Genomic DNA, 22,734 nt, shown 5'->3' with positions numbered 1-22,734 from the left:
GAGAGGCACGAGAGAATGCGAGCGGCTGCGCTCCGTTACCTCCACCTTCGCTCCTGGGCCTCGGCCTTCGCCGGGGAAGCCGTAGCGAGACAACTCGGCTAGGGCGGCCATCATCATGCGGTTCCTCACCACTTTCCACCTCTGGCCGTTCCTCGACACGGTCGTCAGCTATCTCGTCGCGTTCGTGCTCGGCACGCTGATCGGCGCGGAGCGGCAGTATCGTCAGCGCACCGCAGGCCTGCGCACCAACGCATTGGTCGCGCTTGGTTCGTCCGCGTTCGTCGATCTCGGGCAGCGGCTCGGCGGCGACGTCGAGTCGATCCGGATCATCGCTTATGTCGTGTCGGGGATCGGTTTCCTCGGCGCGGGCGTGATCATGAAAGAGGGGATGAACGTCCGCGGCCTCAACACCGCCGCAACGCTCTGGTGCTCGGCGGCGGTCGGCGCGATCGCGGGAAGCGACATGATCGCCGAGGCGGTGCTGCTCACCGGCTTCGTCATCCTCGCCAACACGATGCTGCGCCCGCTGGTCGACGCGATCAACCGCATCCCGCTGGAAGGCCGCAACGTCGAGGCGACCTACACCGTGACGATCAGTACCGACGCCGCCGAGGCAGGACCAATGGGGGACCTGCTAGCCGAGCATCTGGAAGCCGCGCAGCTGCCGGTCGCCGAGCTCGACGTGATCAACCGCGGCGAGGACCGGGTCGAGATTGTGGCGAAGCTCGTCAGTACCAATATAGCGGTGAGCGAACTCGACGCGCTGACCGACCATCTGGCAAAGGTCCACGGCATTACGCATGCGACCTGGCAGGCGCGTACGCACGATTAGCAAAGCGATTGGACGTGCCGGCGTAACAACGCTACGGGCGCGTTCCGAACTGGAGGATTACATGGGTTACAGGATCGTGGTCGTGGGCGCGACGGGCAACGTCGGGCGCGAGATGCTCAACATTCTTGCGGAGCGCGAATTCCCGCTCGACGACATCGCGGTCGTCGCATCGTCGCGCAGCCAGGGCGACGAAGTCGATTTCGGCGAGACGGGCAGGAAGCTCAAGGTCCAGAATATCGAGCATTTCGATCCGACCGGCTGGGACATGGCGTTGTTCGCGATCGGCTCGGAAGGGACCAAGATCCACGCGCCGCGCTTTGCTGCCGCTGGCTGCACGGTGATCGACAATTCGTCGCTGTACCGGATGGACCCGGACGTGCCGCTGATCGTGCCCGAAGTGAACCCCGATGCGATCTCGGGCTATACCAAGCGCAACATCATCGCGAACCCCAATTGCTCGACCGCGCAGATGGTCGTCGCGCTCAAGCCGCTGCATGATTTCGCCAAGATCAAGCGCGTCGTCGTCGCGACCTATCAGTCGGTGTCGGGCGCGGGCAAGGCGGGGATGGACGAGCTGTTCGAGCAGTCGCGCAACATCTTTGTCGGTGATTCCGCTGAGGCCAAGAAGTTCACCAAGCAGATCGCGTTCAACGTGATTCCGCATATCGACAGCTTCCTCGACGACGGGTCGACCAAGGAAGAATGGAAGATGGTGGTCGAAACCAAGAAGATCCTCGATCCCAAGATCAAGGTCACCGCGACCTGCGTCCGCGTGCCGGTGTTCGTCGGCCATTCGGAAGCGATCAACATCGAGTTCGAGAACGAGATCTCGGCGGCGCAGGCGCAGAAGATCCTTCGCGAGGCGCCCGGCGTGATGCTCGTCGACAAGCGCGAGGACGGTGGATACGTCACGCCGGTCGAGTGCGTCGGCGAATATGCGACCTTCATCAGCCGCGTGCGCGAGGATTCGACCGTGGAGAACGGGCTGTCGCTGTGGTGCGTGTCGGATAACCTCCGCAAGGGCGCGGCGTTGAACGCGGTACAGATCGCGGAGCTGCTCGGGCGGCGGTATCTGAACAAGGGGGACTGAGGGTCTTTGAGCCGATGATAGCTTCGTGCTATCATCGGCGCATGGCACAGCTCCTCATTCGCCAGATTGATGATGCCACGATCAGGCGGCTGGAAACTTTGGCGCGGGAGCGCAAAACCTCGGTCGAGGCCGTCGCGCGGGCGGCAATCGATCAGGCGGCACAGCTGACCGTCGCGGAAAAGCTCGAGATCGTTCGCGAGATGCAAGACTGGAGTCGGCGCGCGCGAGTTCCGGGCGTGCCGCAGACGCCTGGCGTCGACTTGATCCGCGAGGGACGGGACGAGTGATCGTCGACGCGAGTGTCGCGTTCAAATGGCTCGTCGAAGAATCGGACAGCGATCAGGCGATTCGCTGGATCGGTTCTGGCGCATCTCTATTAGCACCGACGTTGATCCTTTCCGAAACGGGTCACGCGATGACGAAGTGCATTCGGCGTGGGGAACTCTCGGCGAAGGGAGCGGACGAGCGCTTCGCGCGCTTGACGACCCTGCTGACCCTGTTCGACGACACCCCGTTCATGGCCCGCGCGTTCGATCTTTCGATCACGCTACGGCACGGGTTCTACGATTGTCTCTATCTCGCAGCGGCCGAGGCGTTGGGGGATTGATTGCTGACGGCGGATGCGGTGTTCGTCGGTAAGGTTGCGGATCACGCGCTGAAGGGATCCGTGTTGCTGCTTGGAGCAAAGCCATGACCGAGGCCATGACCGGCGGCTGCCAATGCGGGCGCATTCGCTACAGCGTCGCGATCGAGAACGACGACGCGTATCTCTGCCATTGCCGGATGTGCCAGCGTGCGACCGGCGGGGTGTCGATCGCGTTCAAGAACGTCAAGATCGCCAACGTCACCTGGGAGCGCGAACCCGATCGCTACCGGAGCTCCCCCATCGCCCAGCGCGGTTTCTGCAGCGCGTGCGGCACGCCGCTGACGTTCGAGTTCCTCGAACCGGGCGAGACCATGGACCTGACGGTCGGCAGTTTCGACGAGCCCGGGCGGTTCGTCCCGAGACATCATTTCTCCCCCGAGACTTGGCACGCGGCATGGCTGGACACTAAGGATCTCCCGACAACGCGGGTCGCGGACAATCCGTCGACCGCAGATCGATGGATCAAGGCACTTGGCAAACTCCCCGATTGAACCGCAGTTTTTCGAAAGCATCGACGGCGCGCAGCTCGCGTGGCGCGAGCTGGGGGAGGGTCGCCCGGTCGTCCTGATCCACGGCTATTTCTCCGACGCGACGACCAACTGGATCAAATACGGCCATGCCGAAAAGATCGCCGCTGCGGGTTTCCGGGTGATCATGCCCGACCTGCGCGGGCACGGATCGAGCGCGAAACCGCATGACGCGGCATCCTATCCGCCCGACGTGCTGATGCAGGACGGCAAGGCGCTGGTCGCGCATCTCGGGCTCGAAGACTATGATCTCGCGGGCTATTCGCTCGGCGGGCGGACGGTGATGCGGATGCTCGTCAACGGTGCGACGCCGCGGCGGGTGGCGGTGTCGGGGATGGGGCTCGACGGGATCGTCCATACGCAAGGTCGCGGCGCCTATTTCCATAACGTCCTGACCAACCTCGGCAGCTTCAAGCAGGGCACGAGCGAGTGGCTGACCGAGGCGTTCCTCAAGACCACCAAGGGCGATCCACTCGCGTTGCTGCGGGTGCTCGACACGTTCGTCGATACGCCGCCTGAGGCGCTGGCGACGATCCGGCCGCCGGTGCTCGTCGTCAACGGGGTGGATGATCACGACAATGGCTCTGGCGAGGCACTCGCCGCGGCGCTGCCCGACGGGCGCTATGCGAGCATTCCGGGCAATCACATGAGCGCGGTGCTGAAGCCCGAGCTTGGCCGCACGATCGCCGATTTTCTGGTTGCTTGATTAATGTGCCCGTGCGGCACAATCTGCTGAGCGAACTATCGGGGGAGTCACATCGTGCGCACCAGTCTCGCGGCACTGTCTATCGTTCTGGCCTTGGGTGCTACGCCTGCGTTTGCGGGCGAGGGCGCTCCCACTGTGGCGACCGGTGAAACCGTCACCCCGGTCGCCGCCGATGCCTTTGTAGCGCGCGCGGAGAAGGCGCTCGAGGCTTTCTCGACCCCTGCGCAGCAGGTCGCCTGGATCAACGAGACGTTCATTACCGACGATACCGACGCGATTGCCGCCAAGTTCGGCGCAGAAGGCACCGAAATGTCGGTCAGATATGCGCTCGAAGCCGCGAAATACGCCAGGATTCCGGGGCTGTCCTACGATACCAAGCGCAAGATTGACCTGCTTCGCAACGGGCTGACGCTGCCCGCGCCGACCACGCCGGGCGCCGCGACCGAGCTGGCGACGATCGTGACGCGCATGTCGTCCGAATATGGCAAGGGCAAGGGCACGCTCGACGGCAAGCCGATCAACGGCAGCGATATCGAGGCGGCGATGGGATCGGTCCGCGATCCCGCCAAGTCCAAGGAAATGTGGGTCAGCTGGCATGACAACGTCGGCGCGCAGATGCGCAAGGACTATGCGCGCCAGGTCGTCATCGCCAACCAGGGCGCCAAGGAGCTCGGCTATGCCGATGTCGGCGCCTTGTGGCGCTCGGGCTATGACATGGCGCCCGACCAGTTCGCCGCGCTGACCGACAAATTGTGGAAGCAGGTCGAGCCACTCTACGTAGCGCTCCACACCTATGTCCGCTGGAAGCTCAACGAGAAGTACGGCGATGCGGTGCAGGCCAAGACAGGCCCGATCCGCGCTGACCTGCTCGGCAACATGTGGGCGCAGGAATGGGGTAACATCTATGACGTCGTCGCGCCTGCGGGCGCCGGCGATGTCGGCTATGACACGGGCGAGCTGCTCAAGGCCAAGGGCTATGACCCGGTCAAGATGTTCAAAGCAGGCGAGGGTTTCTATTCCTCGCTCGGGTTCAAGCCGCTGCCGGATACGTTCTGGGCGCGCTCGCAGATCGTCAAGCCTGCCGACCGCGAAGTAATCTGCCATGCGTCGGCGTGGGACGTCGACAGCATGAACGACCTGCGGATCAAGATGTGCACCAAGGTGAATGGCGACGATTTTATCACGATCCATCACGAAATGGGGCATAATTACTACCAGCGCGCCTACAATATGCAGCCATTCCTCTATAAGAACGGCGCGAATGACGGCTTCCATGAAGCGATCGGCGATTTCGTCGCTTTGTCGATCACGCCCGATTATCTGGTGCGGATCGGGCTGCTCGATCAGTCGAGGGTGCCGAGCGCGGACAAGGATATCGGGCTGCTGCTCCGCCAGGCGATGGACAAGGTCGCGTTCCTGCCGTTCGGGTTGCTGATCGACAAATATCGCTGGGGCGTGTTCTCGGGCGCGATCCCCGCGACCCAGTATGAAAAGGGCTGGGACGACCTGCGGCTCAAATATCAGGGCGTCGTCCCGCCGGTCGCGCGTGACGAGACGCGGTTCGATCCGGGGGCGAAATATCACGTGCCCGCGAGCGTGCCGTACACGCGCTACTTCCTCGCGCGGTTGCTCCAGTTCCAATTCTATCAGGCGGCGTGCAAGCAGTCGGGCTGGAAGGGGCCGCTGCATCGTTGCTCGTTCTACGACAACAAGGCGGTGGGCGATAAGCTGAACGCGATGCTGGCGATGGGGCAGTCGAAGCCGTGGCCGGATGCGCTTGAGACGTTCACCGGGAGCCGTGAGATGTCGGGGCAGGCGATGGTGGCCTATTTCGCGCCGCTCAAGGCCTGGCTCGACGAGCAGAACAAGGGGAAGCCATCGGGCTGGTGAGCGGGTAGGGCCGCTCGGCTGTTAACGCGCGCTTCCCCGGCGGAGGCCGGGGCCCAGTCGAGATGTCCGAGGTATTCGAGCGCAAGCGCCCGCCATCTCCGGTCTCGCTACTGGGCCCCGGCCTCCGCCGGGGAAGGGCTTAATAGGGGCCGCGAACTCAGTTCGGGATCGTGCCTTCGTCGGCGATGCCCGCTTCGAACGACTTGCTCGAATCGCTGCCGTCGGCCTGATGCGCGCCCTTTACCGGCTTCGGCTTGGGTTTCGGCGCCGCGGGCGTGCTGCCGCGGAGCGCGAACAAGGCTGCCGCTGCCGCGCCGACTGCCGCGACGCCGCCGACGATCTTGGCGGTGGTCCAGCGCGGCTTGGCGGCGGGGGCCGGAACCTTGGTGTCCGTATCGTTCGCCACCGGCTTTGGCTTGAGCGCGCCCTTTCCGCCGGTCACCGGACGGCTCGCGGCGGTGCGCGGCTTGGCCGGCTTGCGCGGGGCGGGCGGCTTGGGCCCGCTGCCCTTTGCGCCCGCGGGCTTTGCCGGCTTGGGGGGCTTGGGAGGCTTGACCGGCGTCGTCGCGTCGGTTTCGTCGTCGGTCGGCTTCTTCGGTGGCTGGGCCATCGTATGTTCCTTGAATCGTTACGTCGTCCGAACGCGTCAGCGGGGCGCGGTGTCCGTCGCCTAGCGGAACGGCGGCTCGTTGAACGCGCGCAGCTTGCGCGAGTGGAGCTTGTTGCCTTCGCGGCGCAATTCCTCGCACGCCTCGATCCCAATCCGCATATGCTCGCTGATCGCGCGTTCGTAGAAGCGGTTGGCCTGACCCGGCAGCTTCAATTCACCGTGGAGCGGCTTGTCCGACACGCACAGCAAGGTGCCATAGGGCACGCGGAAGCGATAGCCCTGCGCCGCGATCGTCGCGGATTCCATGTCGATCCCGACCGCGCGGGACAGCGAGAAGCGCAAGGCCGAGCGCGAATATTGCAGTTCCCAATTGCGGTCGTCGGTCGTCACGATCGTGCCGGTGCGCAGGCGGCGCTTGAGTTCGTCGCCGGTCTGGCCCGAGACCGTCTCCGCCGCGCGGGCGAGCGCGAGCTGGACCTCGGCGATCGCGGGGACGGGGATTTCGGGCGGAAGCACGTCGTCGAGGATATGATCGTCGCGCAGATAGGCGTGCGCGAGGACATAGTCGCCGATGCGCTGGCTCGGGCGCAGGCCGCCGCAATGGCCGATCATCAGCCACGCCTCGGGGCGAAGCACCGCGAGATGGTCGCAGATCGTCTTGGCGTTGGAGGGACCCACGCCGATGTTGACCAAGGTGATCCCGGTGCCGTCCGCCGCCATCAGATGATAGGCGGGCATCTGGTGCCGCCGCCACGCGCTGGTATCCGCGAGCATCGCCTCGACATCGTCGCCCGCGCGCATCAGCACGCCGCCCGCGCCCGAGACGCCGGTATAGCGGCTCGGCGTACCGTCCGCCTGCGGTTCGAGCTGCGCGCACGCCCAGCGGACGAATTCGTCGACATAGCGATGGTAATTGGTGAACAGCACGTAGCGCTGGACGTGCTCAGGCGGGGTGCCGGTATAGTGCCGCAACCGTGCGAGCGAGAAATCGGTGCGCAAGCCATCGAACAGCGCGAGCGGGCGGGGCCCACCGTTGAGCACCGCGTAGCGCCCGTCCGCGATCTCGTCACCGATATGCGCGAGCTCGGTCGCGGGGAAGTGCCGCGACAGGTCGACCGCAGAAACTGCGTCTAGGCTGAGCGCGTGGCCTGGATCGATCACATAAGGAAAGGGGATTTCCTGCCGCCCAGGGACCGCCTCGACCGTGACGTCGTAATCCTCGATCAGCAGCGTGAGCTGTTCGGTGAGATAGTCGGCGAAGATCGCGGGCTTGGTGACGCTGATCGCATAGGCGCCCTCGCTGACGAGGCGACCGAACGACCGCGCGGGGACCGGGCGATCCTCGCCGCCGCGATACTGGAGGCGGATCTCGGGATAGGCAAAGCTGCCATCCGTCCTGCTTTCGGGGGCGGGTGGCGCGCCGGTGGTGATATAAGCGGTGAGCGCGGCCTGGAGCCGCTCGACCGAAGCGCGATACAGGCGATCGAGTTCGGCGACGATGTCGGATGCTTGCGTCATGATCAGCGGTTAAGGGCGGATCGTTACACTGGCAAGACCGATGGAGGGACGGAGCGTCCTCACGGCGGAAGTGGGCAGTTGGCCGATCGGGACGCTGCCGCCAGTTTCTTCCGAAGGCAGAGGGCTGGGCCCAAGCAGAAGAACGACGTGCTTCTGCTTTGATCCTAGGCTCCTGCTTTCGCAGGAGCACGAACAGACCTCGACCGTGGTCTCCCGGCGGGGGGGGGCACGGGTGTTTCGCAGCCAGCGGTGAACCCGCCGCCCCGGCTTTCGGCGGGGCGACGAGACGGGACGGGTTATTCGCTGTCGCGCAGTTTCTTCACGCCGTAGACCGTGCCCGCAACCGCAGCGGCGGCACCGGTGGCGATCGCGGCGGCCGCGACGGGGTGTTCCTTGACCGCCTCGACCGTCGCGTTGAACGCGTCGGTGACCGCTTCCTGCGCCTGCGTCAGGATCGACGGATCGACCACCTTCTTCACCTCGTCAGCGGCCTTGTTGCCAAGATCCTGCGCGGTGTCGGTGGCTTGCTTGATCGTATCAGTCATGAGGAGCTCCCTTCGCATGGAATGCATTACGCGAAGGAAACGAAGTGCGGCGCGCGGTGTTCCGCCGCCGCACTCGGTTCATCGTGCGTTAGATTTCGCTCAGCAGATGTTCGGCCGACGAAACCTTGAATTCACCGGGGGCCTCGACGTTGAGCTGCTCGACGACACCGTCGTTGACCAGCATCGAATAGCGCTGGCTGCGTTCGCCCATGCCGAACTTCGATCCGTCGAAGGTCAGACCGACCGCCTTGGCGAAATCGGCGTTGCCGTCGGCGAGCATCGTGATGGCGCCGGCGTCGCTCGCCTTGCCCCAGGCGCCCATGACGAACGCGTCGTTGACCGCGGTGAAGGCGATCTCGTCCACGCCCTTGGCCTTCAGCTCTGCCGCCTTGTCGACGAAGCCGGGAAGGTGGCGCGCCGAGCAGGTCGGCGTGAACGCGCCGGGAACCGCGACGAGCGCGACCTTGCGGCCCTTGAAGAAATCGTCCGAGCTGACCTGGTCGGGGCCATCGGGCGTGACCTTGGTAAGCATGGTGGTGGGGACGCGGTCGCCGACGGTGATCGTCATGGGAATCTCCTGATGCCGCCGCTCCGACCCGGGATTGGGGAACGGCAGGGCGGTACGTCGTCCGAACGAGTGGAAATTTCAAGCGTGGCGACCGTACCGGAGCCGGCCTATGATACCGGATGATGGAGTCGACGACATATTTGACCGGCCAGTTCCTGCTGGCGATGCCCGGGATTGGCGATCCGCGCTTCGACCGCGCGGTCATTGCGATGTGCGCGCATGACGAGGAGGGTGCCCTCGGGATCGGGATCGGCGCGACCTTGCCGGGAGTCGGGCTGCACGCCGTGCTGGACCAGCTCGAAATCGATGCCGGGGTGGCGCCGAACGCCGCCGTGCATATCGGCGGACCGGTCGAGCCGCGGCGCGGCTTTGTGGTCCACAGCCAGGATTGGGGCGGGCAGGATACGGTCCGGGTCGCGAACCTGTGGGCGCTGTCGGGAACGACCGACGTGTTGCGGGCGATCGCCGCGGGCACCGGACCGTCGCGCTGGATCGTCGCGTTGGGATACGCCGGATGGGGGCCGGGGCAGGTCGATTCGGAAATGACGCGGCATGGCTGGTTCAGCACGCCGGGCGATCTTTCGATCCTGTATGATGCGGAGGCCGACCATCGCTGGGAACGCGCGTTCGGTGGGGCCGGGATCGATCCGCGGTTGCTGGTCAGCGGGGCGGGGAACGCGTGATCTTGAAGTCTTGTCGATAAGGTGGCGGGCCCGGCCATGGGGGGCGGAACAGCGCGCGTCACCCCGGCAACGGCCGGAGCCGCCACATCGGCACGCGCTACTGGTGATCCAATACCCCACATATAAAGACATCTTTATATTTGATCCGAGCCGCAATCGCGATTAAAGGCGCGGGCATCAACTCAACCGGAGATGCCCCGTGGCCACCGTTCTCGACAAGCCGACCGACTATGTCGTCGCAGACATTACCCTCGCCGATTACGGCCGCGCGGAGATCAACATCGCCGAGACCGAGATGCCCGGCCTGATGGCGCTGCGCGAGGAATTCGGCACGACCAAGCCGCTCAAGGGCGCGCGGATCACCGGTTCGCTCCACATGACGATCCAGACCGCCGTTCTGATCGAGACGCTGACCGCGCTCGGTGCCGACGTGCGTTGGGCGACGTGCAATATCTATTCGACGCAGGATCATGCCGCTGCCGCGATCGCCGCGTCGGGCGTGCCGGTGTTCGCGATCAAGGGCGAGAGCCTTGCGGATTACTGGGATTACGTCGGCAAGATCTTCGACTGGGACGATGGTGCTGGCCAGACCTGCAACATGATCCTCGACGATGGCGGCGACGCGACGATGTTCGCGCTCTGGGGCGCCAAGCTCGAAGCCGGCCATTCGTTCGGCGAGCCCGAGAATGAGGAAGAAGTCGAGATGCAGCGCGCCGTGAAGGCGTTCATCGCGAAGAAGCCCGGCTACCTCACCGAGACCGTCAAGAACATCAAGGGCGTGTCGGAAGAGACCACGACCGGCGTTCACCGCCTGTACGCGATCGCCAAGAAGGGTGAGCTGCCGTTCCCCGCGATCAACGTCAACGACAGCGTCACCAAGTCGAAGTTCGACAACCTCTACGGCTGCAAGGAATCGCTGGTCGACGCGATCCGTCGCGGCACCGACGTGATGCTCGCGGGCAAGGTCGCGACCGTTGCCGGCTTCGGTGACGTCGGCAAGGGTTCGGCCCAGTCGCTCCGCAACGGCGGCGCCCGCGTGCTCGTCACCGAAGTCGATCCGATCTGCGCACTGCAGGCGGCGATGGAGGGCTTCGAGGTCGTGACGATGGAAGAGGCCGTGACTCGCGCCGACATCTTCGTGACCGCGACCGGCAACGCCGACGTCATCACCGCCGACCACATGCGCGCGATGAAGAACATGGCGATCGTCTGCAACATCGGCCACTTCGACTCCGAGATCCAGATCTCGGCGCTGTCGAACTACAAGTGGACCGAAGTGAAGCCGCAGGTCGATCTCGTCGAATTCGACGACGGCAAGCAGATCATCATCCTGTCCAAGGGCCGTCTGGTGAACCTCGGCAACGCGACCGGCCACCCGTCGTTCGTGATGTCGGCAAGCTTCACCAACCAGACGCTCGCGCAGATCGAACTGTTCACCAACCCCGAGCAGTATAAGAACGACGTCTACGTCCTGCCCAAGCACCTCGACGAGAAGGTCGCAGCGCTGCATCTCGAGAAGCTCGGCGTGAAGATGACCCAGCTGACCAAGAAGCAGGCCGACTATATCGGCGTGCCGGTCGAGGGCCCGTTCAAGCCGGATCATTATCGGTACTGAGACCCGGCCAAGGGGTGAGGAATCGTGCTAGAAAAGGCCCGGCGTTTCGCCGGGCCTTTTTTCTTGATCTATGCGGTACATCGACCGCATCCTCTGGGCACGGCGTTGGACCGGTGGTAGCGCGGGCGGCGGCGGAGGAACCGGCAATGCGCCGTCGCGAAGGGGCGGAATGATCGGGTTGGTGCAGAGTTCGCTACTGCTGAGCGGAATTGGATTGGCGGTGCTCCTTACCGGCGCGTCGGTGATCCTCTACGGCGGCTTGCGCGCGCGCCGGGAGGCTGCCGCGACTTTTGCCGAAAACGCGCGCCTCTCCGCCACGCTGGCTTCGGCCCCTGCGCTGGCGATGATCGTCCGCGCGGACGGGCGCGTCGAATGTCCCGAACGGCTGGCCGACTGGTTCGGGCTGACAAGCCCCCCGCGGTATCTGAACGACCTTTCGGTCCATGGGGCCGGGATCGCGCCCGAGGATTTCGCGCTGCTGGGACAGGACGTGGCGGCGGCGCAAAAGTCGGGCCGCGCCTTCTCGCGCGCGATCCGTGCGCTCGGCTCGTCGCGCGCGCTGATGATCCGCGGCAGTCGCGCCGCGCGCGATGTCCGTGTGCCCGGGGGCGTGATGCTCTGGGTCTTCGATGCCACGGACAGCGAGGCGGAGATCGTGCGGCTGCGCAAGGCGGTCGACGATGCCAACGTGCATTATGAAGAACTGAGCGGCATCATTCAGGCCGCACCGATGCCGATGTGGTATCGCGGCGCCGACCTGCGGCTGGCGATGGTCAATTCGCACTATGTCGATGCGGTCGAGGGCAGTTCTCCCGAGGACGTCGTGCAGCGCGGGCTCGAGCTGGTCGAGGGATCGGGCGTCGGGGGGCCGCTTGCCAGCGCGGTGACGGCGCGCGACGCGAAGGCCATCCAGACGCAGGCCCTTCCCGCCACGATCCGTGGCGAACGGCGCATGCTGCGGGTCTACGATGCCCCGCTGTCGACCGGCGGCGTAGCCGGATTTGCGATCGATATCGAGGATCTCGAACAGGCGCGCGCGCAGCTCAAGCGGTTCGACGATGCGCAGCGCGCGATGCTCGATCGCGTTTCGGCGGCGGTGGTGCAATTCGGTCCGGACCGGGCACTCGTTTTCTGCAACCAGCCGTTCCGCCGAATTTTCGCGATGAAGCCCGAATGGCTCGCGGACCGCCCGGAGTTCGACCGCGTGCTCGAACGGATGCGCGAGGCGTCGCGCCTTCCCGAGGTCCGCGACTTTCCGGGCTGGAAAAGCGAGCGGCGCGACTGGTTTCTGGCCGCCGGCGGCGCGATCGAGGAAGAATGGCATCTGCCGGGCGGCGTCCACCTGCGCGTCGTGGCACAGCCGCTCCCCGACGGCGGCCTGCTGCTGATTTTCGAGGATCGCACCGAACAGGTCCAGCTGGCCAGCGCACGCGATACGCTGCTGCGGGTGCGGACGGCGACCTTCGAAAATCTGTACGAGGCGCTCGGGGTGTTCGCGGCGGACGGCCGGCTGCAATTGTGGAACAACAAGTTCCGCACGCTGTGGGGCTTCGAGGAATCGTTCCTGGCGACGCATCCGCGGGTGGATGCGCTGGCGGAGGCGGCAGCCAGGCAGCTCGCCAATCCCGCGCGCGCCGCGCTTATCGGCGACCTCGTGCGTGCGGCGACGGTCGAGCGGCAGCAACGGGCCGGGCGTGTGGGCTTTGCCGACGGGCGACACTATGAATTTGCCGCAGTGCCCTTGCCCGACGGTAACGGGCTTTTCACGATGCTCGACATTTCGGACAGCCGCCGCATCGAACGCGCGCTCCGCGACCGTAACGAGGCGCTGGAGGCGGCGGACCAGATCAAGACCGCGTTCGTCGCGACGATGAGCTACGAGTTGCGCACCCCGCTGACCTCGATCAGCGGGTTCGCCGAAATGCTCAACGAAGGCTATGCGGGCAAGCTCAGCAAGGCGGCGGAGGGCTATGTCGAGGCGATCCTCGAGTCGGTCGAGCGGCTCGGCATGCTGGTCGACGAAGTGCTCGACCTCACCCAGGCTGAAGGTGGCACGGTCGTGCTCGACAAGCGCGACGTCGATTTCGTCGTGACGGCGCAGGCGGCGGCGGCGTCGGTCGCGCCGCTTGCGGCGAAACGGAAGCTGGATTTCGTGGTCGACCTGCAGCTTTCGACCGGCAACGTGTTCGGCGATGCCCGGCGGCTCCAGCAGATGATCGAACATCTGCTCCGGCATGCGGTGGCGGGAACGCGCGAGGGCGGCCGAATCCTGTTGCGCGCGGATGGCACGGCGGCGGCGGTCCGGTTGATCGTTTCCGATGACGGCATCGGCATGAGCCAACAGATGGTCGCGCGGGCGTTCGATCGGTTCGGCCAGCCGGGCATCACGCGCAACGGCGAACGGGCGCTGGGGCTCGGCCTCCCGCTTGCGCGCCAATTCGTGGAAGCGCACGGCGGGACGATCGAGCTGGTGTCCGAGCCGGGGCAGGGTACGCTGATCACCGTGGCCTTGCCGCGGCGCTGAGGTTCAGGGAGCGCGTCGCCCGGGTAGGGTGAGGCGGGGACCGGCGGATCTGCCTTGCTTGCGACCAGCATGCCGCCATGACCGCAATCGACCCGTCGTCGAAGGACCACTCAGATGATTCTCGCAGATGCTGCCCGGACCGAAGCGCTGGGTGCGCGCCTGGCGGCGCTTGCCCGCCCGGGTGATGTCGTGACGCTGGCGGGGCCGCTTGGCGCGGGCAAGACGAGCATTGCGCGGGGCCTGCTCGCGGCGCTCGGACTGGTCGGCGAAGCGCCGTCACCGAGCTTTGCCATCGTCCAGCCTTATGCGCCGCCCGAGGTGCGATTCCCGGTTCTGCATGTCGATCTATATCGGATCGAGGATGCCGGCGAGCTCGACGAGCTCGGCCTCGATGACGCGGAAGGTGATTCGCTGCTGGTGATCGAATGGCCCGAGCGGGCGGCGGGCTATTGGCCCGATGCGCTCGCCCTGACGCTTGCGATCGAAGAAGACGGGCAGCGTCGCTTGACAGCCGACGTTCCGCCGGGCTGGAGGGAGCGATGGCAGCAGATATGACTCCCCCGCCCGCCGCCGCCGCGTTCCTTGCCGCGAACGGATGGCGCGATGCGACGATCGAACCCGTTGCGGGCGACGCCTCTTTCCGGCGCTATTTCCGTGTGATTGCCACGGGGCGCAGCGCGATCCTGATGGATGCGCCGCCGCCGCAGGAGGATCCGCGGCCGTTCCTCGACATCGCGCGCTGGCTGAAGGGACGCGGGTTCGCGGCGCCGGCGATCCATGCTGCCGATCTCGATGCCGGGCTGGTGCTGCTCGAGGATTTCGGTGACGTGCGGATGCGCGAGACGATCGATGCTGCCCCCGGACGCGAGATCGCGCTCTACACGTCGGCGATCGACATCCTCGTGCGGCTGCAGCGCGAGGATCCCGCCCCGGTCCCGCGCTACGATCTGGCAGTGCTGCACCGGGAGGCCAATCTGCTGACCGAATGGTATTGCCCTGCGGTTGGGGTCACGCCGGACCAGGCGGCGTATGACCAGGCGTGGGATGCCGTGCTCGGCACGACGTTGCACGGAACCATGGTCACCGTGTTGCGCGATTATCATGCCGAAAACCTGATGCTGCTGGGCGATGACGACGCGCTCGGCCTGCTCGATTTCCAGGACGCGCTGGCGGGGCATCCGGCGTACGATCTGGTGTCGCTGCTGCAGGATGCCCGGCGCGATGTGGAACCGGCGGTCGAGGCGCGGATGCTTGCGCAATATCGCGCCGCGACCGGCGCCGGCGAGGATTTCGACGTGGCCTATCACGTCCTCGGCGCGCAGCGGAACGCGAAGATCGTCGGCATCTTCACGCGCCTGTGGCAGCGCGACGGGAAGACCCGCTACGCCGCTCTGTGTCCGCGGGTCTGGCGGTATCTCGACCGCGATCTCGCGCATCCTGCACTGGCACCGGTCAAGGCCTGGTTCGATGCGACGATCCCGCCCGACCTGCGCGGTAACCCAATGGAGCTATCCGCGTGACCAACCGCAAGCGTACGTTGCACATCCGGCCCGATCCGGGCGGGGAGGTGCCCAGGACGGCCATGGTGATGGCCGCCGGGCTGGGCAAGCGGATGCGCCCGCTCACCGCGACCCGTCCCAAGCCATTGGTGGTGGTCAACGGACGGGCATTGATCGACCATGTGTTCGACCGGCTCCGGGCGAGTGGTGTCGAACGGGCGGTGGTCAACGTCCACTATCTCGCCGACACGCTGGAAGCGCATTTGCGCAACCGCGTGGCGGGGATCGACGTGGTCGTATCGGACGAACGCAAGCAATTGATGGAGACCGGCGGCGGGATCGTCCAGGCGCGCGACCTGATTGGGGATGCGCCGTTCATCGTGGTCAACAGCGACAACCTGTGGGTCGATGGACCGTCGGACGCGATCCGGATGCTTGCGGCACGGTGGGACGATGCGACGATGGACGCGCTGCTCCTGCTGGTGCCGCTGGCGCGGGCGAACCACCACGACGGGCAGGGCGACTTCCGGCTTGCCGCGGACGGGCGGATCACCGGCCGCCGCCAGCCGGGAAAGCTCGCGCCGTTCGTCTATACCGGGGTGCAGATCCTTTCGCCGCGCGTGATCGCGGACTGGCCGGAAGGTCCGTTCTCGACGATGCTGTTCTGGGAGCGGGCGATCGCCGCGGGGCGCGCTTACGGGCTGGTGCATCAGGGTTTGTGGTTCGATGTCGGCACCCCGGCCGCGGTCGGAAAGACCGAGGCGATGCTGGCGGATGGCTGAGCCCGTCCGGCCCAAGGTCTTTACGATTCCCGCGCATCGTGCCTTCGCCGATGCGCTGGCGACGGGGCTGATCCGACAGTTCGGCCCGACGGCGCACGGCGATGACCTGGCGCTTGCGCGCGGGCTGGTGTTGTTGCCCAACAATCGCGCCAAGCGTGCGCTGACCGACGCATTCGTGCGCGCCAGCGCGGGCGGCCTGTTGCTGCCGCGGCTGGTCGCGATCGGTGACCCCGCACTCGATGAAGGCGTCGGCGCAGCGCTCGATCACGCCGACTCAGATCACGCGATCCCCCCGGCGGTCGAGCCGTTGCAGCGCCGGATGATCCTTGCGCGGTTGATCGGCGAGGAACGCGCAAGGAGCGGACAGCCAGTCGATGCGGCGGAGGCGGTGCGTCTGGCAGGCGATCTCGCGCGCACGCTGGATCAGCTGCTTGTGGAGGACATCGCCCCGACTCGTTTGCGCCAGATCGAGCTCAACGATGCGATGTCGGCGCATTGGGAACGTGCGCTGGCGCTGTTCGAGATCGTGCTGGATCGCTGGCCGGCCGAACTCGAACGGATCGGGCGGATCGATCTGGCGGACCGGCGCGCCCGGGTGTTGCGCCGACTGGCGGACCGGTGGGACGTCGCCCCGCCGTCCGGGTTCATCTGCGCCGCGGGGATTACCGACAGCGCACCCGCGGTCGCGCGGCTGCTGCGCTGCGTCGCCGACCGTCCGCGTGGCATGGTGGTGATGGCGGACCTCGCGATCGGGATGGACGAAGCGGAGTGGCAGGCACTCGGACCGCACCGGGCCGATCCCGACACGGGGATCACGCGCCGGTCAATCGAAACGCATCCGCAATTCCATCTCAAGCTCCTGCTCGACCGGATGAGCGTCAACCGCACCGAGGTGCGCCAGTGGCGCGACGGTAGCGATCACGACGCGACCGTTGCGCGCGGCAAGGCGGTCGCCAATGCGCTGGCGACGGCGGAGGCGACCGCGCGCTGGGCCAGCCTGCCGGCGGAACAGCGCCGGCTGGGCGGGATCACCGCAGCCGAACTGGCGACCCCCGGCGAGGAGGCGCAGGCGATCGCGCTGGCGCTCCGCGAAGTGGCCGAGACGCCGGGTCGCACCGCCGCGCTGGTCACGCCGGATCGTGCCCTGGCGCGACGCGTTTCGGCGCATTGCAAGCGGTGGGACATTACGGTGGACGACTCCGCCGGCCGCCCGTTGTCGATCCTGCCGCCGGGCACGTTGCTGACCGCGCTGGCAGAGGCGGCGACGCAGCGGTTCGCGCCGCTTGCGTTGCTGACGTTGCTGAAGCATCCGCTGGTGCGATCAGGGCCGCTGCGGACCGCGTGGCTGGATGGCGCGCGCGCGCTCGACCGCGTGCTGCGGGGGCCACGCCCGGCGGCGGGGCTCGCCGGGATCGATGCCCATTTGCGACAGTCGCGTCGGGCGGGGGATGCGATCGCCTGGTGGCCCGAGGCGCGCGCGCTGCTGGAGCCGCTCGAGCCGCTGTTCGCCCGCGACGCACCGCTCGCGCCGTTGATCGCCGGGCTGCGGGAGACCGCGCAGGCGCTGTGCGGCGACGCCTTGTGGGCGGGGCCAAACGGCCGCGCCGCTGCAGAATTGCTGCGCAGCATCGAGGACCATGCCGCGGACGGTCCGCTACGGGTCGATCCGGCCAGCATAGCGCCGCTGTTGACGACGTTGATGGGGGAAGTCGCGGTCCGCGCGCAATTGGGCGGGCATCCGCGCATTGCGATCTACGGGCTGATCGAGGCGCGGTTGCAGACCGCCGACGTGATGATCCTCGGCGGGCTCAATGAAGGGACATGGCCCGGGCTGCCAGCACCCGACCCATGGCTCGCGCCGCGGATCAGGATCGAGCTCGGCCTGCCCGGGCTCGATCGCGGCGTCGGCATGGCGGCGCATGATCTCGCGCAGGCGCTCGGGGCGCCGAGCGCGCTCATCACCCGTGCACGGCGCGGCGGCACGCAGCCAGCGATCGCGTCGCGCTTCTGGCTGCGGTTGCAGGCGCTGGCGGGCGAACGGTTCGAACGGGCTTCTGGGCTAGAGGGCTGGGCCCGCGCGCTCGATGATCCGCGCGAGCATCGCCCGGCGGAGCGCCCGGTGCCGGTGCCGCCCGCCGATCGGCGCCCGACGGCGATTGCGGTGACCGATGTCGACCGGCTGAAGGCCGACCCCTACGCCTTCTATGCCAAGCGCATCCTCGGTCTGGTGCCGCTCGACCCGGTCGACGCCGATCCGAGCGCGGCATGGCGGGGCACGGCGGTCCACGCGATTCTCGAACAATGGGCGCGCGAGGACAAGTGTGCGCTCGATACGCTCCACGGTCGCGCGCTGGCGATGTTCGATGGCGCGCACCCGATGCAGCGCGCGCTCTGGCGCCCCCGGTTGATGGAAGCGATCACCTGGATCGTCGCCGAGATGGGCAAGCAGGCGGATGCCGGTCGGAGCGTGCTGGCGGTCGAGCAATCGGGCAAGGTCGCGATCGCGGGTGTCACGCTGACCGGCAAGTTCGACCGGATCGACCGCAACCCCGACGGAAGCCTGGCGATCATCGACTATAAGACCGGCAAGGCACCATCCGCCGCCGCGGTACGCGAGGGGTTCAGCCTCCAGCTCGGCCTGCTCGGGCTGATCGCCGAGCGCGGCGGGTTCGAGGATATCGCGGGCATCGCGCGCGGGTTCGAATATTGGTCGCTGACCAAGAATGGCGAGGCGTTCGGCAAGGTGTCCTCCCCGGTCGATCCGGCGGGCAAGCTGGACAAGGTGCTGCCCGAGGATTTCGTGACGCTGGCGGCGCGGCATTTCAGTGACGCGGCGGGTGAGTGGTTGACGGGCATGCGCGGGTTCGAGGCGAAGTTGCATCCGGATTACGCGCCGTTTGCGGAGTATGATCAGCTGATGCGGCGGGACGAATGGTATGGGCGTGAGTAATAATGCGGCGCTCCCTGCGGCACCCTTCTGTCCGTTCGTTTCGAGCGTAGTCGAGGAACCCGGCACAGCGCAGGTTTCTCGACTGCGCTCGAAACGAACGGTTTGGGTTGGAGCGGTTTTAAGGAGGGGCGTTTCCCGCCTGCACGCTTCCCCGGCGAAGGCCGGGGCCCAGTCGTGCTGGTCGAGGTTGGGCAATGCTACGTTCCCTAACAACCCGCTCGCTACTGGGCCCCGGCCTTCGCCGGGGAAGCGTGTAGGGGGAGCGGGGAAGCGCAACGATGTGGGGAGCGCCCCGCGATGAGTGAACCCAAGGGCCACCGCCCGCTCCCGATCCTCAAGGACCAGCAGGCGCGCGCGAGCGATCCCGCAGGCCATGTGTGGCTGTCCGCCTCGGCGGGCACGGGCAAGACGCAGGTGCTCACCGCGCGCGTCTATCGGTTGCTGCTGCGCGGGGTCGATCCGGCGGCGATCCTGTGCCTGACCTTTACCAAGGCCGGCGCGGCCGAGATGGCGGGGCGGATCGGCGACCGGCTCGCGGCCTGGGTGCGGATGCCCGATCCGGATCTCGCGAGCGACCTGCACGCGCTGGGCGAGGACCCGTCGCCCGCGCTCAAGCAGCGTGCGCGCACGCTGTTCGCGCGCGTGCTCGACGCGCCGGGCGGCGGGATCCGGATCCAAACGATCCACGGCTTCTGCCAGAGCCTGTTGTCGGGCTTCCCCGTCGAGGCGGGGCTGGTCCCCGGCTTTCGCCCGATCGAGGCGCGCGAGGAAGCGGTGCTGGCGCGCGATGCGCTCGCCGAGATGCTCGTCGCCGCCGAAACCGAAGGCCGCGAGAAGCCGATCAGCACCGTCGGCGCGCTCAGCCTGCGGCTAGGGGAAGGGGAGGCGGAACGCTTCCTGCTGGCGTGCGCCCGCGCGCCCGGCGCCATGGCGGAACTGCCCGCGGGGGACGGCGTGGCCCCGTTCCTGCGGCGCGCTTTGGGACTGCCGACCGGTGATATCGACGCCGTGATCTGCGAAGCGTGCAGCGACAGCGAGTTCGACGTGGACGCCGTTGCACGGCTTGCGGCGGCAAACCGCGCCTGGGGCACTGCAACCGGCGGCAACCATGCCGATATCGCAGAATGCTGGATCGAGGCGACGCCCGCGATGCGCGCGACGATGCTTGGCGACCTGATCGGGGTGCCGTTCACCGCGAAGCGCGAGCCACGCAAATATTCACCCAAGCTGATCGCCGCGGACGACGATTATGCAGGCATCGCGATCGAAGTCGGGGAGGCCTGCGCCGCCCTGCTCGGCCTGCGCGAGCGTGCCGCTTATGCCGACCTGCTCGCCGATGCGCTGATGGTCGGGCGCGATTATGCCGCGACCTATGATCGTGCCAAGCACCGGCTCGGCGCAGTCGATTTCGACGATCTGATCCGCGCGACGATCGCGCTGCTGCAGCAGCCGGGCATGGGCGAATGGGTCCGCTACAAGCTCGACCAGGCGACCGAACATGTCCTGATCGACGAAGCGCAGGATACCAACCCGGAGCAATGGGCGATCATTCGCGCGCTCGCCGAGGAGTTTTTCGCCGGCGACGGGAGCCACGACGGCCGCGTCCGCACGCTGTTCACGGTCGGTGACTTCAAGCAGGCGATCTTCGGTTTCCAGGGGACGGATCCCAGATATTTCGGCGCGGCCGAACTCGATTTCGGGCGTCGCGCGGAAGCCGCCTGGGAGGCCGACAGCGCGGAACGGCTGCGCACCGGCGAGATGCGCGCGCGGCCGTGGAACCGGCTGTCGCTGACGCAATCCTTCCGGTCCACGCGTCCGGTCCTCGAATTCGTCGATACCGCGATGGACCTGTTGCCCGAACCCGGGCTCGGCCTGTTCGTCGAGCGCGAGCGCCATGCGAGCGAAGTGCCGGGGCCGGGCACCGTCAGCCTGTGGCCGCTCGTCGTCGCAGGTGGCAGCGAGGAAGACGAGGAAAGCTGGATCAGCGATTCGACCCGCGCGCTTGCGATCCAGATCGCCCGGACGATCAAGGGCTGGGTCGGTACGCTGATGCTCGAGAGCAAGGGCCGCACGCTCCAGCCGGAGGACATCATGATCCTCGTCAAGCGGCGCGGCGAACTCGCCTCGCTGATCGTCGCGCGCCTGTACGCCGAGGGCGTGCCGGTCGCGGGAGTCGACCGGTTGCGGCTCAACGCGCCGTTGTCGGTGCAGGACCTGCTCGCCGCGATCCGCTTCGTGTTGCAGCCCGAGGACGACCTGTCGCTGGCGTCGCTGCTCGTCTCGCCCTTGATCGGCTGGAGCCAGGATCGGTTGATGCAGGCGGCCCCAAAGCGCGCGGTCAGCCTGTGGCGGCATGTGGCGCGCACCGAACCGCGCGAAGACCTGGCGCCGCTCTTCACCATGCTCGACCGCGCGGATATCGCGACACCCTATCAGTTTCTCGAGGAGCTGCTGTCCGGACCGCTCGGCGGCCGGCGCAAGCTGTTGCGCCGGCTCGGGCAGGAAGCGCGCGATCCGATCGAGGAGTTGCTGAGCGCGGCGCTCGACTTCGAATCGCTCGGCACGCCGTCGTTGCAGCGTTTCCTCGACTGGTTCGATCGTGGCGAGGTCGAGATCAAGCGTGATCCGTCGGCGCCGCTCGACGCGGTCCGCGTGATGACCGCACATGGCGCCAAGGGCCTGCAGGCGCCGCTGGTGATCCTGGCCGACGCGGCGGTCGACCCGACGCGCTCGCCACGCGCGACGCTCAAGTGGCGGGCGGGCGACATGGCCAACGCGCTGCCGATCATCCGTCCGCGCAAGGGCGAGGCGACCGGGCCGCTCGCCGAACTGGTCGACGATGCGGCGGCGCGCGATCTCGAGGAGCATTGGCGGCTGTTCTACGTTGCGGCCACCCGTGCCGAGGAACGGCTGATCATCGCCGGGTCGGTCGGGCCCAGCGCACAGGGCCAGGCGCCCGAATCGAGCTGGTACGCCGCGGCCGATCGCGCGATGACCGCGCTCGCGCTGCCCGCCGAAACCGCGCCGCGCGATTTCATCGGGCATCATCCGGAGAAGCCGGTTCCTCCGGCGCGCACGCGTGCCGACGGGACGCGCGATCCCGTCGCAATTCCCGATTGGGCGATGCGCGTCGCTCCGGTCGAATCGCGCCCACCGCGCCCGCTCGCACCGTCGTCGCTCGGCGATGATGCGGTGACGGACGCGCCACCGACCCCGGCGATGCGCGACGCCGCCGAGCGGGGACGGCTGATCCATGCGCTGTTCGAACGCCTGCCACCGGTCGCGCCGTCCGATCGTGCGGCGGCGGCGGACCGCTGGCTCGAGCGGAGTGGTGCCGTCGCCGATCCCGCCACGCGCGCGGCAATCGCGGCGCCGGTATTGGCGGTGCTTGGCGACCCCCGGCTGGCCGAGGCGTTCGGCGAGCGGGCGCTGGCCGAGGCGCCGATCGCAGCGGTGCTGCCAGACGGGTTCGTGGTTTCGGGTACGGTCGACCGGCTGCTGGTCGACGCCGACCGGATTCGCATCATCGATTTCAAGACCGGGCGCAGCGTGCCCGCGACGGAAGACGCGATCCCGACCTACCATCTCCGGCAGATGGCGGCCTATGCCGCCGCACTCGGCGTGATCTTTCCGGGGCGGACGATCGAGGCGGCGCTGCTCTACACCAGCGGCCCGACGCTGCACCTGTTGTCGGCCGCCACCCTGGCGGCGAACAAGCCCGGCTTCGCCACCACGGAGCAAAGCTAGCG

The 22,734-nt window shown here is 67.1% G+C and carries 19 protein-coding genes; 15 read left to right on the top strand and 4 right to left on the bottom strand.

Features of this window, described 5'->3' with window-relative positions:
- Positions 1-115 precede the first annotated feature (115 nt).
- From L8K25_RS01805 to L8K25_RS01775, 7 genes are all read left to right on the top strand, one after another.
- Positions 116-832, top strand: a complete 717-nt coding sequence (locus L8K25_RS01805) for an MgtC/SapB family protein (RefSeq protein WP_242137217.1) — start codon at positions 116-118, stop codon at positions 830-832.
- A 61-nt stretch (positions 833-893) separates the two neighbouring features.
- Positions 894-1,922 (top strand): aspartate-semialdehyde dehydrogenase, encoded by a 1,029-nt coding sequence (locus L8K25_RS01800; protein ID WP_242137216.1) that lies wholly within the window; start codon positions 894-896, stop codon positions 1,920-1,922.
- Between the two features lie 41 nt (positions 1,923-1,963).
- Positions 1,964-2,209, top strand: a complete 246-nt coding sequence (locus L8K25_RS01795) for a hypothetical protein (protein WP_242137215.1) — start codon at positions 1,964-1,966, stop codon at positions 2,207-2,209.
- The gene (locus tag L8K25_RS01790; RefSeq protein ID WP_242137214.1) at positions 2,206-2,529 is read left to right on the top strand and encodes a type II toxin-antitoxin system VapC family toxin; all 324 of its coding nucleotides are present in this window, start codon (positions 2,206-2,208) and stop codon (positions 2,527-2,529) included. Before L8K25_RS01795 ends, L8K25_RS01790 begins: the two co-directional genes overlap by 4 nt.
- A gap of 83 nt (positions 2,530-2,612) precedes the next feature.
- Entirely contained in the window at positions 2,613-3,059 is a 447-nt protein-coding gene (locus tag L8K25_RS01785; RefSeq protein WP_242137213.1) for a GFA family protein, read from the top strand.
- Complete coding sequence (locus tag L8K25_RS01780) at positions 3,040-3,801, top strand: alpha/beta fold hydrolase (RefSeq protein ID WP_242137212.1); 762 nt, start codon at positions 3,040-3,042, stop codon at positions 3,799-3,801. The genes L8K25_RS01785 and L8K25_RS01780 overlap by 20 nt, the downstream gene beginning before the upstream one ends.
- Positions 3,802-3,855: 54 nt before the next feature.
- A complete protein-coding gene (locus tag L8K25_RS01775; protein WP_242137211.1) occupies positions 3,856-5,691 on the top strand; it encodes a M2 family metallopeptidase in 1,836 nt (611 codons plus the stop codon).
- Between the two features lie 157 nt (positions 5,692-5,848).
- Here the strand turns inward: L8K25_RS01775 and L8K25_RS01770 are convergent, their stop codons facing one another.
- From L8K25_RS01770 to L8K25_RS01755, 4 genes are all read right to left on the bottom strand, one after another.
- Positions 5,849-6,301 (bottom strand): hypothetical protein, encoded by a 453-nt coding sequence (locus L8K25_RS01770; protein WP_242137210.1) that lies wholly within the window; start codon positions 6,299-6,301, stop codon positions 5,849-5,851.
- A gap of 60 nt (positions 6,302-6,361) precedes the next feature.
- Entirely contained in the window at positions 6,362-7,819 is a 1,458-nt protein-coding gene (locus tag L8K25_RS01765; RefSeq protein WP_242137209.1) for an AMP nucleosidase, read from the bottom strand.
- Between the two features lie 296 nt (positions 7,820-8,115).
- Positions 8,116-8,364: a hypothetical protein gene (locus L8K25_RS01760; protein WP_242137208.1), complete on the bottom strand. Its 249-nt coding sequence runs from the start codon at positions 8,362-8,364 to the stop codon at positions 8,116-8,118.
- Between the two features lie 88 nt (positions 8,365-8,452).
- Complete coding sequence (locus L8K25_RS01755) at positions 8,453-8,932, bottom strand: peroxiredoxin (protein WP_242137207.1); 480 nt, start codon at positions 8,930-8,932, stop codon at positions 8,453-8,455.
- Positions 8,933-9,054: 122 nt separating this feature from the next.
- Here L8K25_RS01755 and L8K25_RS01750 point away from each other — a divergent pair, with 122 nt between their 5' ends.
- The 8 genes from L8K25_RS01750 to addA all read left to right on the top strand — a co-directional run bounded on the left by L8K25_RS01750 (position 9,055) and on the right by addA (position 22,732).
- Positions 9,055-9,615 carry a YqgE/AlgH family protein gene (locus tag L8K25_RS01750; RefSeq protein ID WP_242137872.1) on the top strand — a complete coding sequence of 187 codons (561 nt, stop codon included), beginning with the start codon at positions 9,055-9,057 and terminating at the stop codon, positions 9,613-9,615.
- Between the two features lie 199 nt (positions 9,616-9,814).
- Positions 9,815-11,230, top strand: coding sequence for an adenosylhomocysteinase (gene ahcY, locus L8K25_RS01745; protein ID WP_242137206.1), 1,416 nt, complete (start codon positions 9,815-9,817; stop codon positions 11,228-11,230).
- Positions 11,231-11,399: 169 nt separating this feature from the next.
- Positions 11,400-13,754 carry a PAS domain-containing sensor histidine kinase gene (locus L8K25_RS01740; protein WP_242137205.1) on the top strand — a complete coding sequence of 785 codons (2,355 nt, stop codon included), beginning with the start codon at positions 11,400-11,402 and terminating at the stop codon, positions 13,752-13,754.
- A 114-nt stretch (positions 13,755-13,868) separates the two neighbouring features.
- Positions 13,869-14,309: a tRNA (adenosine(37)-N6)-threonylcarbamoyltransferase complex ATPase subunit type 1 TsaE gene (gene tsaE / locus L8K25_RS01735; RefSeq protein WP_242137204.1), complete on the top strand. Its 441-nt coding sequence runs from the start codon at positions 13,869-13,871 to the stop codon at positions 14,307-14,309.
- On the top strand, positions 14,306-15,274 hold the full coding sequence (locus L8K25_RS01730) for a phosphotransferase (RefSeq protein ID WP_242137871.1): 969 nt from the start codon (positions 14,306-14,308) through the stop codon (positions 15,272-15,274). Before tsaE ends, L8K25_RS01730 begins: the two co-directional genes overlap by 4 nt.
- The gene (locus L8K25_RS01725; protein WP_242137203.1) at positions 15,271-16,035 is read left to right on the top strand and encodes a nucleotidyltransferase family protein; all 765 of its coding nucleotides are present in this window, start codon (positions 15,271-15,273) and stop codon (positions 16,033-16,035) included. The genes L8K25_RS01730 and L8K25_RS01725 overlap by 4 nt, the downstream gene beginning before the upstream one ends.
- On the top strand, positions 16,028-18,985 hold the full coding sequence (addB, locus tag L8K25_RS01720) for a double-strand break repair protein AddB (protein WP_242137202.1): 2,958 nt from the start codon (positions 16,028-16,030) through the stop codon (positions 18,983-18,985). The genes L8K25_RS01725 and addB overlap by 8 nt, the downstream gene beginning before the upstream one ends.
- 297 nt (positions 18,986-19,282) lie before the next feature.
- A complete protein-coding gene (gene addA / locus L8K25_RS01715) occupies positions 19,283-22,732 on the top strand; it encodes a double-strand break repair helicase AddA (RefSeq protein WP_242137201.1) in 3,450 nt (1,149 codons plus the stop codon).
- The last annotated feature ends 2 nt before the right edge of the window (positions 22,733-22,734 follow it).

It is taken from the genome of Sphingomonas sp. TREG-RG-20F-R18-01 (assembly GCF_022662475.1).
In the GTDB taxonomy this organism is placed as follows: Bacteria; Pseudomonadota; Alphaproteobacteria; order Sphingomonadales; family Sphingomonadaceae; genus Sphingomonas.
The sequence above is the reverse complement of the archived record's forward strand: the minus strand, read 5'-3'. Positions and strand labels throughout refer to the sequence as shown.